Annotated in this window: 1 pseudogene; it reads left to right on the forward strand. The window is 77.0% G+C overall.

The annotated features are described in order from the left end of the window. Nucleotides 1–418 (forward strand): annotated as a pseudogene (locus C5B90_RS20200) (MBL fold metallo-hydrolase); the annotation flags it as partial. Nucleotides 419–439: the final 21 nt, after the last annotated feature.

The following is a 439-nucleotide window of genomic DNA, read 5'->3' on the forward strand; positions in this document are numbered from 1 at the left end:
CCCCGACGCCCCCGGGCGCGCGGTGCTGTGCTGCGGCGACCTCGCCGTCGCCGAGGGGAGCGTCGCGGTCGCCGCGCCCGAGGGCGACCTGTCCGCGTACCTCGCGAGCCTCGAACGGGTCCGCGACGCCGGCTACGGTCGCTTGCTCCCCGGGCACGGGCCGCCGATCGACGATCCCCAGGCGACCTGTCAGCGGCTGATCGACCACCGGCTCGACCGCGAGCGCGACGTGACCGCCGCGATCGACGCCGGCGCGACGGACGTCGAGTCGGTCGTCGACGCCGCCTACGAAAAAGACCTCACCGGCGTGCGGGACCTCGCCCGGGCGACGGTCGTCGCGCACGTCGAGAAGCTGGTCGCGGAGGGGCGGGTCGACGAGGCGTGGCGCGCGCGGCTGGCGGACCGCGGCTTCGACTGACGCGGCCGCTCGGCGCCGTCG

It is taken from the genome of Haloferax sp. Atlit-12N (assembly GCF_003383095.1).
Taxonomy (GTDB): Archaea; Halobacteriota; Halobacteria; order Halobacteriales; family Haloferacaceae; genus Haloferax.